Origin of the sequence: Streptomyces canus (assembly GCF_001514145.1) — a bacterium.
Classification (GTDB): domain Bacteria; phylum Actinomycetota; class Actinomycetes; order Streptomycetales; family Streptomycetaceae; genus Streptomyces; species Streptomyces canus.
Genome location: NZ_KQ948679.1, coordinates 46,533 through 58,702, shown reverse-complemented (window position 1 = coordinate 58,702; position 12,170 = coordinate 46,533). Strand labels below are relative to the sequence as shown.

Genomic DNA, 12,170 nt, shown 5'->3' with positions numbered 1-12,170 from the left:
CGACCGGCGATTCTGGCGTTGACCACGAGACTCGTGGACGGTGCCGGGGATGCGGCGGCGGCAGAGGTCGACGCCGCGGTGCCGGCCAGGAGGAGTGCGCTCGCGGTGATGGCCGTGAGGCAATGGCGGGTGTACATGACGCCCCCTTATGAGACGTCGGGGACTGGTGGTCACAGTATGAGACATATGTGAGGGTCGTACGGTTGCATGCTTTGGCGAATGAATCTCATGTACTGGAGTGCGATCGTGCCGGGCTACGGGCCGCCCCCGCCGGGGCGCCGCCCTCGGCCGGTCCTGGAGCGTGACATCGGAGACCCGCTATCGCTTCCCCGCCGTGTCTGTGCCTGTGGGCGTCGACCGGGACATGAACCGCGCCGGGCTGCGCCCCCCTGGCTGGACACTCTCCGAGCGCTGGTCTTCCCCGCACCGGCAGCTGTCTGAGACGCCATCCGCTTTCCGAACGTGATCGGTTGGTTCGGGGTAGGTGTGTATGAACTCCGTTCGGTGGCGGGACAGATGGGCGTGGTTCGTCCGCTTGTCTGTCTCGTGGAGGTGGCTGGTGCCATCGGTGCTCGGTTTGCTGGAGGCCCGGGAGAAAAGGGTCCGGGAAGAGATAGCGGGGTTGCGGGAGGAGGCCGAGCGGGTGCAGGCCGCGCTCGGTGCGGCTGAGCGCGCTCTTGAGCGGCTGGTGGATGCCCGGGCGACGGTGGCCGAGGTGCTGGCCGAACCGCCTTCGGCAGTCGCGGAGCCGGCGCGGGGCGCGATGACGGGTTCGCCGGTGCCGCACCGGAGTGAAGGCATGCCGACGTCGGTGCTCGCGGCGGACTACCAGCGGATCGTTGACAGTGCTGGAATCGGCAGGCCGGGAGGGGACGCGCTGCCAGCAGCTGGCCGTGGCCCTCGGCCTTCAGGCGGTCCCGGCGAAGGTCGAGGGGCTGCGGTCGAAGGCGAAACGCCTGGTGGACCGGGGCTGGGCCCTGCAGAGGCGGCCGGGGGTGTTCACCGCGCTCGCGGTGCCGGCGGCCGGCTGAAAGCACCGGGGCGGCGTCCGGCCAGGCGGCCGCTCATGACCATGGTCATCGACCACAGCACCATGGCCTCGTGCATGGCGGGCAGCGTCTCGTAGCCACGCACCAGGCGGCGCGAACGCATCAGCCACCTCAGCGTTCTCTCCACGACCCACCTGCGCGGCAGCACCACGAACCCTGTCGTGTCGTCAGTGCGCTTGACGATGTCGAGAGTGAGCTGGAGTTTCTCGGCCGCCCAGTCGACCAAGCGCCCGGCACAGCCGCCGTCCGCCCACACCAGGCGGATGGAGAAGTACGTCTTGCAAAGCCACTCCAGCAGTGGGGCGGCGGCGTCGCGGTCCTGCACACTCGCCGTGGTCACACACGGCCAGGACGAGGCCGAGGCAGTCCACCACCAGGTGCCGCTTGCGGCCGCCCACTTTCTACCCGCCGTCCCAGCCGGAGGTGGAGCACGGGATGTTCGCCGCCGCCCTCACCGACTGTGAGTCGACGGTGGCAGCCGTCGGATCCGGAGAACGGCCGTCCTTCTGGCGGCCTTGTCGCGCAGCCGGTCGTGGAGCTCGGTGAGCGGACCCGTGATCTGCCAGCAGCGGCGAAAGAATCCCGCCCTGCGGGGTGCCGGTGACCGTCTCCTTGGAGGTGCCAACCTCGGTGAGGATGCACGCCTTCAAGAACGCCTTCACCAGCGTGAGCACGCGCTTGTCCCCGATCCGAGCCCGCACCCGGTCCATCAGGGCCGAGTGCGAGATCTCGTCGAAGCACGCCGTGATGTCGCCCTCCAGCACCCGTACGTCTTGGATGCCAGAAAGCGCGTCTCGGCCATCGCAGCATGCGCCCGCCGGTTGGGGCGGAAGCCGTACGAGCACGGCGCAAAGTCCGCCTCGAAAATCGGCTCCAGCACCAGCTTCAAGGCCGCCTGGACCACCCGGTCGGCCACGGTCGGAATCCCGAGGCGGCGCCGCTTGCGCGACCCCGGCTTGGGGATCATCCGTTCCCTGACCGGCATTGGGCGGAAACTGCGGGACTTCAACTGCTCCCGCAGCTCGGCGAGGAACTGCACCTCGCCGATCCGTTCCCGGACGAAGGTGACGGTCATGCCGTCCGCTCCGGCCGAGCGTGCGCCCTTGTTCCCCGCAACCCGCTCCCAGGCCATGGCCAGGAACGCGGGATCACAGACGAGGTTGTACAGATCGTCGAACCGACGATGAGGATCGTCGTTCGCCCAACGGTGCAGCTTGGTCTGGATCTCCAGTACCCGTCGCTCGGCCCGGAACGTGCCGAGCAGCGGATCACTCGTATTCACCAGCGGCCTCCTGGTCTTCCAGTACTTCCACTACTGACTTGCTGGCTCCCTTCGCCATGCGGCCGGCTTTCCCGGCCTCGGACTACTACGGAGCCTCCGCCCCGCCCGGCGCCGTCGGCTGACGACGTGCCTGTCCTTCCGCTGCGCTGGCTGCGCGGGGCGAGGACGACACCGGACGGTTCCCACGTTCACTTGAAAGTCGATCGACGGGTGAGGTGCCCAGCTCTACCCCTGCGGCATCGCCACGACTACGCCGCAGACATTCACCGTGGCCTCCTGGCCGTTGATCACATGGCGACCAGGAGTTACCCGCTCTCGCACGAGGAGCAGGTACGCGCCGCGACCAGCCCATATCCGCCAGATTTGAGCTGGTGGGCCGTTAAGGGGCGTCAGACACCGGTTCCTCTCGTACACCTTCCCGTCTCGCTGACCGGACCCGCACCATCTGGCAGTACTGGCACGTCCCGGCGTTGTCAGGGCTGCTCCCACCCTCCCCGGCGTCTCCCGGATCAGGCTGCCCCCAGCTTCACCCGACCGCTGCGACGGCCAGGAGTCGAAGGTCTTTCACCTCCGCTCGACTTCAAGCGCCTCGTGGCGCACGTGATCCTCAGCCCAGTCGATTCCGCAGGTCACATCCACCGCGCGCTCCTTTCGGGCTTTCCCGTCCGTCGGTGTCGGGCCGTGGCAGGACCACCCGGCGACCTAATAGAAGCGCTCGCGGGCGCACCACCCCATCAGCCGTCCGTGGCCCCAGCAGCGTCCAGGGTCCTCGCTCTCGTGAAGAGCTCCACGGCTCCGGCTGATCGGGAGGTGTTTCTGGGAACGGCTCGAACCACGGCACGGTATGACCACCGAGCTCGAATCGGCAGAGGCCGTGCACGCGTCCCTCTTGTCGAAGCACTCCCAGGCGCTGCATACAGCCCAGACGTCTCGCGCGGCCCCTGCCAGGACTGACAACTGCCAACCCACAGTGCCTATTAGGCATATCAGGGCGCAGGGCATGCTGTCCGCGTCCCATTCAGGGGCAAGAACCTGCGCGGCTGGTGTCGGCGTCACAACCGCGATCACGACAAGATCCGCAGCCTGGGCGAACGCGCCATGGCCACCCTCAAATGTTGGAGGCTCCTGCGGAAGCTCCGCTGCAGCACCAACCGAATCACCGACGTGGTGAAGGCCGTCCTCGTGCTTCACCACGCATCAGTGTGAGGTTGGGCATCGCTCAATACGTCAGCCACTCCGTGTCGGGGATCAAGTCCTCGATCCATTCCTGGCCTTGCATGGCCCACTGAGGCGCAAGGAACACTGGGCGGCAGCGGGCGTGGTCACCGTTCTGCTGGCAGCGCAGGACCAGTCCCAGGCTGAGGAGATACGGTTCCCCGCGCGGCCCGAAGCGCAGGCCATCGACGTACTCGGGCAGAGTCGGATCCTCAAGCGTTGACGCGGTTTTTTCGAGCCACAGTTCGAGTTCCGAGGGCAGCCGGCCAACCAGAGGAGTGCCGTCGAGGCTGACCTGTGGGCCCCGGCAGGCGTCGACAGCTACTGCAGCCAGAGCCTGGGTCGCCTGGTCGTAGTAGGTGTCGATGCCAACCCTTTCGAAGGGATACCATCGCGCGAACTTCTTGGCGTCCCATGCCGTGATCGGCTCGCCCAGAGCGGCAGAGACTTCCTCCTTGCTCTGACCGAACCGTATGGGCCCAACGGACTTCAATGGGACCCATGTCCACTCAGGACGCTCCCCGTCCCAGAGGAACCTTTCCGCCCACCAGACCAACGAACCCACCCCTGATCGAAACGTGCGTGCAGGAAGCATTCTCGCAAGTCGTGTTGCGGGCGGCAGCAGCCCGGACGGCGCTCGACGCCCTTACGGATCGTTTCAGAATGAGGTTCGGAGTCTTCTCAAGCAGATGATGCTGCAGGCGAGTTGGAGCAGTCCGAGGTGGAGGTCGGCGCGTATCTCGTAGCGGATCTGGAGTCGCTTGAACTGGTGGAGCCAGGCGAAGGTCCGCTCGACGACCCAGCGGGTCTTGCCCAGTCCGGAGCCATGCGCGGTGCCTTTCCGGGCGAACTTCCGTGTGATGCCGCGGGCCTGGAGAAGCCGACGGTACTTGTCGTAGTCGTAGCCGCGGTCGGCGAACAGCCGGCCTGGTCGGTGACGTGGCCGCCCTCGAACCCCGCGGATGCTGGCATCGCGTCCAGCAGGGGCATCAGCTGAGTGACATCGTGACGATTCCCGCTGGTCAGCGAGACGACCAACGGAGTGCCATGCCGGTCGACTATCACGTGGTGCTTGCTTCCGGGCCGGGCCCGGTCGACCGGCGAAGGTCCGGTGTGAGCCCCCCTTTGTGTGGCCGGACGCCGAGCTGGCGGCGCAGCACCGCGTTCTCGTGGCGCAGCGCGAGCAGCTCGGCGTCCTTGGTCTGCTGAGAGCGGGTGAGCAGCAGGAGCAGTCCGAGGAGTCGGAGGAAGACCAGGTAGAGCATGCGCAGTGCCATGGGGTCCGCGCTTGTCGTGATCGCTGGGAGTCGCAAAGTGCCTGGTCAGATGCTGTACGTCACTTCTAAAACCCTACTGGCCTTGGAGCACGTCGGCCGTGATCACGGTGACCTCGAGGAGCAGACCCTCGGTATCGGTCAGGACGTGACGCTTGCGTCCGTCGCGTGACTTGCCGCCGCCGTAACCGCGGCTGTCCTCGCCGACGGTCTCGGAGGCGTCCACCGACTGACTGCCGATGACTCCCGCACTGGGCTCGGCGTTGCGGCCTGAGCGTTCCCTCGCCGTGCGGCGCAGGCGTTCGTGCAGTTCACGCACGTAGTCGCAGGCCCGCCAGCGGCGGAAGAAGTCGTAGACCGCCCACAAGAACGAGAAGCCCCACCTGCCTGCGCCCGTCAACCGGTCATGGCAGCCATGACCAGCGCAACAGCGACACAGCACAGCAGCACCACAAGCGGCCATGCCGGCCGGCCGCGACCGGTACGCCTGCGCCATAGCACCAGCCACAGCGCACACGCCGCCGCGAACACGACCGTCACACCGCTCAGCTCGCCCTCCCGCCATGCCATCCGCACGGCGTCAGGGTCAGCGCCCCATACAAGGAGCACAACGAGGGATGCTCCGCTTCCGCCCGGACGATCTTCTTGCCCGCGTCCGTGAGGGTCCGCACCCATCGCAGAAGGACGCCCCCGGCCCGCGCACTCCCGCTGAGGAAATCACCGTTCGTGGACCACGCGCCCGTCGAACACGGTGAGGTCCACCTCCACCCGTGTCAGGTCGTGCGGGTCGAGGTCGAGCAGGGGGCGGTCGAGGACGCAGAGGTCGGCGGCCTTGCCGGGTGCGATTGTGCCCTTCCAGTCGTCGGCGAAGTCCTGCCAGGCCGCGTTGGCCGTGTAGGCGCGCAGGGCGTCGGCGAGCGGCACGCACTGGTCGGGGCCGCTCTGCCGGCCGCTGGCCTTGGACTCACGCAGCATCATCGACGCCACGCCCTGGCGCCAGTCGGGCTCGGTGATCGGCGCGTCGGAGCTGGAGCAGACGGTGACTCCGGCCTCCGTCGCCGACCGCACGGGCCATTGGTAGGCCGAGCGTGCGGGCCCGACGACCTCGTCCATGAGGTCGGCGATGGTCCACTTGATCCCGGGGTTCATGTTGACGCCGTAGCCGTGTGTGGCGAGTTTGGCCAGGCTGTCCGGGCTGATGAAGTCACCGTGGATGACGTAGTGGCGGGCGTCGGGGCGGGGTGCGGCCTCGTCGGCGGCGATGAAGGCGTCCACGACGGTGTCGATGGCCCGGTCGCCGGTGACGTGCACGCCGAGCTGGAACCCGGCCTCGTGCGCGAGGCGGATCATCTCGCGCAGCTCCGCCACCTGGAGTGCGGGGCTCTCGCCGTGCACGCACAGCGCGCCGTGGCCGCCGTCCGGGTAGGGCTCGTTCATCCAGGCCGTGCGGTTCGGGGGCACCCCGTCGGCGAAAATCTTGACGCCGATGGCGTTCAGCAGCCGTGGGTCGGCGGACGCCGGGCGGTGCAGTGCGGCCAGGCCCCTGCGTACGTCGTCGGCGGAGCCGCCCATCGGTGCGGGCAGCAGCAGTACGCTCACCCGGGCGTCGAGCAGGCCCTCGGCGGCCAGTTCGGCGTACGCGGTCCAGTTCTCGGTGCTCAGGCCGCCGAACAGGGTTCCGGCGCCGCCGGGCCCGAGGCCGGGCTCGGTGTAGCTGGTGATGCCCCGGGAGTGGAGTTCGCGGATCACGCCTTGGATGGCCTGCCGGCGCTGGGCGGTCGTCGGGGACGGCAGGGCCGCCTGGACGAGCCGCTGGGCGGCCTCGCGCAGGATGCCGGTGGGCTCCCCTTCGGTGCCCAGGTCGATGACGCCGCCGGGCGGCGCGACGGTGTCCCGGTCGACACCACAGGCGCGCAGGGCCGCGGTGTTGGCCCAGACCATGTGGGAGGAGAAGTCGGTCAGGCAGACCGGATGGTCCGGGGCCACCGCGTCCAGGTCCCTGCGGTGCGGGAAGCGCCCCTGGTCCGCGAGGCACTCGGCGAGGTAGCCGGGGTCCCAGCCGAGGCCGACGAGCCACTCTCCCGGCGGGGTGGCGCGCGCCGCCGTGCCGACGACCGCGGCGATGTCGGCGATCGAACCCACCGACGGATGGCCGACGTCCAGGGCGAACGGGGGCTTGGTCATCCCGTAGGCGGCACCGTGCAAGTGCGAGTCGTTGATGCCGGGCAGGACGGTCCGCCCGCCCAGTTCCACGACCCGGGTCGTGGACCCGGCGAGCGCGCGCATCTCGGCGTCCGTGCCGACGGCGACGATGTCCCGGCCGCGTACGGCCACGCCCTCCGCGACGGTGAAGTCGCGGTCGACGGTGAGGACCTGCCCTCCGGTCAGGATGAGGGTGGGAGCGTTCTCGCGCACGGCAGGCCTTTCTGAGGGGGAGTGGAAGGGAGCCGAAGGGCACATGGTCAGCGTCCGGTCCGTGGTGCGAGGTACGCCAGCGCGGCACCTGCCACCAGAGCCACGCCCTGGGTCATCTGCTGCCAGAACGTCGGCACGTTCAGCAGGGTGAGGCCGTTCTGCAGCCCGCCGAGGAAGAGCACGCCGAGCAGCACGCCGAGGATCGAGCCCGAACCGCCGGTGAGGGCGACCCCGCCGATCAGGACGGCGGTCAGCACGGCCAGTTCGAACCCGGCGCCGGAGGTGCCCGCGACCACGCTGTCCAGCACCGACGCCTTGATGGCCCCCGCCAGCGCGGCGGCCGCACCGGTGACCACGAACAGTGCGAAGGGCATACGGCGGATGTTGATCCCGGACAGGTGGGCCGCCTCCCGGTTGACGCCGATGGCGAACACGTGCCGCCCGGACGGGGTGAACGCGAGGAAGAGGGCACCCGCGGCCAGGACGAGTACCGCGATGGCGACCGGCGCGGCGATCCCGGCGATCTTCGCCCCGCCCAGCCACGCGAAGCCCGAGCCGAATCCGCTCAGCGGCAACGGGAAGAGCTGCTGCGCGAGCCCGCGTACCGCCGTCAGCATGCCCAGGGTCACGATGAACGGCGACAAACCGAGCCGGCAGCAGAGCACGCCGTTCACGGCGCCGACCGCGCCACCCGCCGCAAGTGCGCCCAGGACGGCGACGACGGGCGGCTGTCCCTCGCTCGCCAGCCGGCCTGCGACGAGTCCGCCCAGGGCGAGCGTGGACCCGACCGACAGGTCGAGGTAGCCGCTGATGACTAGCAGCGCCAGCGGTACGGCGACGATGGCCAGGGTGGCGGCGTCGGTGGCGATGCCGCTGAGGTTGGCCGGGGCGAGGAAGCTGCCGGTGGAGAGCTGGAAGACCAGCACCATCGCGGCGAGTACGACGATCAGGGGGTGACGTCGTACGGCGGTCAGGCCGCCCGTGGCCAGGACACGGACACGGGGGCGGGACAGGACGGTGTCGGCGGTGGTCATGCTGCTCCGTAAGTTGTTGGGCCGCCCGGGTCCGGACGCTCTCCCCGGTCCGAGGCGGCGTCGGCCGTGGGAGCCGGGGCATGGACGGCTGACAGCAGGGCCTGCTCGGTGAGGCCGGTGCCGGACAGCTCGCCGATCACCTGGCCGTCGGCGACGATCAGGCAGCGGTCGGCGAGGGCGACGACTTCCTCGGGGTCGTTCGAGGCGAACAGCACGGCCGTGCCGCGTTCTTCGGCCAGACCTGTCACCACCTGGTAGATCTCGTGCCGGGCGCCGACGTCGACACCCTGGGTCGGCTCGTCGAGCAGCAGGACCTCGACGTGCCGGGCGGAGTTGATCCAGCGGCCGAGGACCAGCTTCTGCTGGTTGCCGCCGGAGAATGTGCCGGCCTGTAGCCCGGGACGGGCGGGCCGCAGTCCGACGGCCTCGGCCAGAGATCCGAAGACGCGCCGCTCGGCGTGCAGTGCCCGTACACCCGTGCGGGCGAGGGGCCGGATCGTCGGCAGGAGCACGTTGTCCTGGGCGGTGAGTGACGGGAAGAGGGCCTGCGCCCGCCGGTCCGCGGGCACCAGGGCGATCCCGGCCGCGAGGGCCCGCGAGGGCCTGGCCGGGGCCACGGTGCGCTCCCCGACCCGGATCGTGCCGCCGCCCGCCCTTCGCCTGCCGAAGAGGGTCTCCAACAGGCGTGTACGCCCTGAACCGATGAGTCCGAAGAGGCCGACGCGCTCGCCCGCGCCGACGGTGAGACTGACGGGACCGAAGCCGGGTCCGTGCAGGCCGTCGACGACCAGGCGGGGTGGCGCGGCGGGGCGGGCGGGACCGGGTGCGGGCCGCGCGGGCTCCTGGTGGGGGCGGCCCGCGATGGCCGCGACGAGGTCGCCGCGCGAGAGCCCGGAGACGGGCGAGTGGTGGGTGACGCGGCCGTCGCGCAGCACGGTCACCGCGTCGGCGAGCCGCTCCACCTCGGACAGCAGGTGGGTGACGTAGACGATGGCCAGCCCCTCGGCGCGCAGATCCTCGACCCGTGCGGCCAGGGCGTCGCTCTCGGCGCCGGACAGCGCCGCGGTGGGCTCGTCCAGGACCAGCACGGACGCGCTGCGGCTCAGGGCCTTGGCGATCTCCACCAACTGGCGCTGTCCCGTGGGCAGGTCGCCCACACGGTCGCGCGGGGAGCAGGTGGCGGCGACCCGCTTCAGCAGCCCGGCGGCGGCCTTCTCCTGGGAGCTTCTGTCGACACGGCCGTACCGGGTCCACTCCTGCCCGAGGAAGATGTTCTCGGCGACCGTGAGCGCGTCGACCACGCTCAGCGTCTGGTAGATGATCGCCACGCCCGCGGCGATCGACTCGCGCGGAGTCAGCCGCGTACGGGTCGTCCCGCCGATCTCGATCGTGCCGGAGTCGGGTGGGAAGGCGCCGCCCAGGCACTTGATGAGGGTGGACTTGCCGGCGCCGTTGTGGCCGAGCAGGGCATGCACCTGGCCCGCTGGGACGGTGAGGTCCACCTCGGCGAGGGCCTTGACTCCGCCGAAGGACTTGGTCAGTCCGCGGATGCGGAGGTTGGGGGTCGTCATGGCAGGGCCCTATGCGTTCTGGGCGAGCAGTCGGTCGATCTCGGCCGTGTCACCGCGCTGGACCAGGGTGATCGGCACCTCCGCACTGGGGTCGGCCTTCCCGGCGGCGACCGCCCGGGGAACGTCGACGATGGCCGCCGCGATGTCGTTCGGCGCGAGTGCGGCCGAGGCGCGGTAGAAGGTGCCCTGCTTGACCGCGAGCAGGGAGGGTGCCGAACCGTCCTGTCCGCCGACGAAGGTCTTCGCGTCGTCTGTGGACCGGCCGGCCTGCTGAAGGGCTTTGAAGGCGCCGTACGCGGCGGCGTCGGTGATGCCGAGAACGAGGTTGAGGTCGGGGTGCTTGGCGAGGAGCGCCTTGGTCCTCGACAGGCCGGTGTCAGGGTCGATGGCCTGTTCCTGTGCCACGACGTCGATGCCGGGGGCGGCCTTGGTGAACGCGTCGATCATGCCCTTGGTGCGTTCGCGGCCCAGCTCGATGGTGCTGTCGGTGAGGAAGGCGATCTTGCCCTTGCCGCCGAGCTGTTCCTCGGCCCACCGCGCCGCCGCCGTGCCCAGCAGGGTTCCGCCCTCGCGGAAGCTGAACTTGATGTCGGCGCTCTGGCTCTCGAGGGAGCCGCCGTACGTCACCCAGATCAGGCCCGCGTCCAGGGCCTGTCGGGCGATCGGCTCGGCGGCCTCGAAGACCATTGGGAAGGACACGATCGCGGGGACCTGCTGCGTGACCCAGGTCTTGAGGTTGGTGGCCTGGGTGTCGGCGCCGGCGTTGTCGCTCGTGGTGAGCAGGGAGATGCCGTGCTTCTTGGCGGCGGCCTTCGACAGCTTGACCAGGGTCGAGTACAGCGGGAGCTGGGTGAAGGGATAGTCCAGCCCGATCTTCGTCAGGTCCTTGCCGACCGTTGCGGAGGCCCGTCCCGAGGCGGACGTCTTCTCGGGGGCCGAACAGCCGGTGGCGGTCAGTGCCGTGGTGGCGAGAGCGCCGGCGGACAGCGTGAGAAATCGTCTGCGGGAGGCTGTCGGGCGCGGGCTCGATGGGGGAGTGTTCATGGCGGGGCTCTCCGAGGGACGGGCCCGCGAGCGGCGGGCGTCAGGTGGTGGCGAGTGGTGTGCCGAACAGGAAAGACCTGACGCCGCCGCGCCACCATCCGTAGAAATACCGATCGGGTACGGCGAAATCACCGCGCGGGGAGTTCAGCGCGCAGGCTCGTTTCGGTCACGGTGGCGTCGACGCCTTGTCGCAGACAGCCTCCCGTCATATCGTTAGGGCTCAAACGACCTAGTTGAGGTCCCGGGCCCCGGAGGCTCGCATGCTCCACCACCGCCAGATCGCGGCCGCCACACGGATCGGCATGCTCACCCGCGAGCACGACAGTGTGGCCGCAGGCGCCGAAGCGCTGCGCCAACTGGCCCGCGCCCTGCCCCTCGACGCGGCGACCTTGCTGGCTCTCGACCCGTTCACCGGCACCCACGTCCAGGTGGCGGGCATCGGCTACACTGCCACGGCCTCACAGGACCTGGCCGCCGAGTTCGTCGGAACCCCGTGGTACGAGAACGTCGTACGTCAGGAACTGCCGCCGTCGATCTCCGAGGACACCGCCGGCAGCTTCCGGGACGGATGGTTCTACGCCGAACGCGTCCGGCCCGCGGGCTTCCGCGACGGAGTGACCGGGGCGCTGCGCCGGCACGGCCGGCTGGTGGGCCTGGTGCATCTGTCCGCCTCGGACGCGCACGCGTACGACACCGACGCGCGGTGGCTGCTCGCCTCCGTCCTCCCGGCCCTGGCGGCCCTGGCCGACCCGGTGCCGCGGGCCGGTGATCTGGAGGACCTCGCGCCGGAGAGTGCGGCGAGCCTGGTGGTGGACGGCGGGGTGATCGACGTACCGGGGCGGGAGCGCGTACGGGCCTTGCGGGACCCGGCGTTCCATGAGCTGCTTCGGGCCTTCGCCGACACGGGCGGGCGACGGCTGCGCCTGCTTCGGCCGGCCGAGGGGGCCTGGCATCGGGTCGTCCTGCACCGGCACCGGTCGGGGCCGATCGCGCACGCCGTGCTGGTGGTCGAGACACCCACCGAGCTGCCGTACGGACTCAGCCCGAGGGAGCTGGACGTGCTCACCCGGGCGGCCACGGGGCAGACCAATCAGGCCATCGCGCAGGCGCTGTATCTGTCACCACGGACCGTGCACACGCATATGGAGCACCTGCTGCGCAAGACCGGTGCCGTCTCCCGGGCCGAGGCCACGGCCCTCGCGGTCCGCGACGGGCTGCTGCGCCCGGCCCCGGAACAGGTGATCCGCTTCGTGGAGCGGTGAGCCGTCCAGGGCGGGGTGCAGGAG

At 70.0% G+C, this 12,170-nt stretch carries 10 protein-coding genes and 3 pseudogenes; 3 read left to right on the top strand and 10 right to left on the bottom strand.

Annotated elements, in window-relative coordinates:
• Positions 1-137: pseudogene (locus AQJ46_RS59540) on the bottom strand (AMIN-like domain-containing (lipo)protein); the annotation flags it as partial.
• Between the two features lie 702 nt (positions 138-839).
• On the opposite strand from AQJ46_RS59540, the gene AQJ46_RS58890 reads away from it, so the two are divergent.
• Positions 840-1,031 carry a hypothetical protein gene (locus AQJ46_RS58890; protein ID WP_318656744.1) on the top strand — a complete coding sequence of 64 codons (192 nt, stop codon included), beginning with the start codon at positions 840-842 and terminating at the stop codon, positions 1,029-1,031.
• Here the strand turns inward: AQJ46_RS58890 and AQJ46_RS54900 are convergent.
• Both AQJ46_RS54900 and AQJ46_RS45765 read right to left on the bottom strand, forming a co-directional pair.
• The gene (locus tag AQJ46_RS54900; protein ID WP_107117468.1) at positions 1,000-1,389 is read right to left on the bottom strand and encodes a transposase; all 390 of its coding nucleotides are present in this window, start codon (positions 1,387-1,389) and stop codon (positions 1,000-1,002) included. The genes AQJ46_RS58890 and AQJ46_RS54900 overlap by 32 nt on opposite strands.
• Before the next feature lie 369 nt (positions 1,390-1,758).
• Positions 1,759-2,331: a hypothetical protein gene (locus AQJ46_RS45765; RefSeq protein ID WP_318656743.1), complete on the bottom strand. Its 573-nt coding sequence runs from the start codon at positions 2,329-2,331 to the stop codon at positions 1,759-1,761.
• 984 nt (positions 2,332-3,315) lie between these two features.
• Between AQJ46_RS45765 and AQJ46_RS53390 the strand changes: the two are divergent.
• Positions 3,316-3,537 (top strand): annotated as a pseudogene (locus AQJ46_RS53390) (transposase family protein); the annotation flags it as partial.
• Positions 3,538-3,550: 13 nt separating this feature from the next.
• Here AQJ46_RS53390 and AQJ46_RS45760 read toward each other — a convergent pair.
• The 7 genes and pseudogenes from AQJ46_RS45760 to AQJ46_RS45725 all read right to left on the bottom strand — a co-directional run bounded on the left by AQJ46_RS45760 (position 3,551) and on the right by AQJ46_RS45725 (position 10,884).
• The gene (locus AQJ46_RS45760) at positions 3,551-4,039 is read right to left on the bottom strand and encodes a hypothetical protein (protein ID WP_225887604.1); all 489 of its coding nucleotides are present in this window, start codon (positions 4,037-4,039) and stop codon (positions 3,551-3,553) included.
• Between the two features lie 165 nt (positions 4,040-4,204).
• Positions 4,205-4,773: pseudogene (locus AQJ46_RS53385) on the bottom strand (IS5 family transposase); the annotation flags it as partial.
• A gap of 123 nt (positions 4,774-4,896) precedes the next feature.
• Complete coding sequence (locus tag AQJ46_RS59230; RefSeq protein WP_208617098.1) at positions 4,897-5,220, bottom strand: transposase; 324 nt, start codon at positions 5,218-5,220, stop codon at positions 4,897-4,899.
• Between the two features lie 317 nt (positions 5,221-5,537).
• Positions 5,538-7,280, bottom strand: coding sequence for an amidohydrolase (locus AQJ46_RS45740; protein ID WP_404828532.1), 1,743 nt, complete (start codon positions 7,278-7,280; stop codon positions 5,538-5,540).
• Between the two features lie 2 nt (positions 7,281-7,282).
• Complete coding sequence (locus AQJ46_RS45735; protein WP_059211286.1) at positions 7,283-8,269, bottom strand: ABC transporter permease; 987 nt, start codon at positions 8,267-8,269, stop codon at positions 7,283-7,285.
• Positions 8,266-9,840 carry a sugar ABC transporter ATP-binding protein gene (locus AQJ46_RS45730; protein WP_059211285.1) on the bottom strand — a complete coding sequence of 525 codons (1,575 nt, stop codon included), beginning with the start codon at positions 9,838-9,840 and terminating at the stop codon, positions 8,266-8,268. Before AQJ46_RS45730 ends, AQJ46_RS45735 begins: the two co-directional genes overlap by 4 nt.
• A gap of 9 nt (positions 9,841-9,849) precedes the next feature.
• Positions 9,850-10,884: a sugar ABC transporter substrate-binding protein gene (locus AQJ46_RS45725; protein ID WP_059211284.1), complete on the bottom strand. Its 1,035-nt coding sequence runs from the start codon at positions 10,882-10,884 to the stop codon at positions 9,850-9,852.
• Positions 10,885-11,144: 260 nt separating this feature from the next.
• Here AQJ46_RS45725 and AQJ46_RS45720 point away from each other — a divergent pair, with 260 nt between their 5' ends.
• Positions 11,145-12,146, top strand: a complete 1,002-nt coding sequence (locus tag AQJ46_RS45720) for a helix-turn-helix transcriptional regulator (RefSeq protein WP_059211283.1) — start codon at positions 11,145-11,147, stop codon at positions 12,144-12,146.
• Positions 12,147-12,170: the final 24 nt, after the last annotated feature.